Annotated in this window: 1 protein-coding gene; it reads right to left on the bottom strand. The window is 51.4% G+C overall.

Features of this window, described 5'->3' with window-relative positions:
• A partial coding sequence (locus AC1RPQ_RS08045; RefSeq protein WP_481762270.1) for a hypothetical protein occupies positions 1-197 on the bottom strand: 197 nt, incomplete at its 3' end.
• Between the last annotated feature and the right edge of the window lie 194 nt (positions 198-391).

Below are 391 nucleotides of genomic sequence, written 5' to 3'. Positions count from 1 at the left end.
AGAAGGGAGGCCCCATACTCCGGCTGGAATATACGGGCTCGTGCCCCTATCTGACATGAGAACAGGTTGTACAACGAGTTGTTGATGGCCAGTACGTCAGGCAGCAAATCGGGGTTAGTGTCCAGCGTAAACTTCGACGACGCATCGACCCATACGGCACCCCGCGTATCAAGCTGATATGCTGTTGGTGTAGTCATGTTGAGTTCTCCTTACCATTAAATTTAGATTTGAGGGATAGGAGTACTAGTATCCGGATTGTCTGGCACGTGGTGGATGTGCGAATCATAAACACGCCGGAAGTCGCCTATGGTCTTCGTGTTACCGGACGCAGTTTCATCCGTAATGTCGCCAGCAGCCGCGATCGTTGAATCCGTGACAACAGGACCATGAA

This window comes from Dellaglioa sp. CoH-57-MRSF-21 (assembly GCF_056781915.1).
The sequence above is the reverse complement of the archived record's forward strand: the minus strand, read 5'-3'. Positions and strand labels throughout refer to the sequence as shown.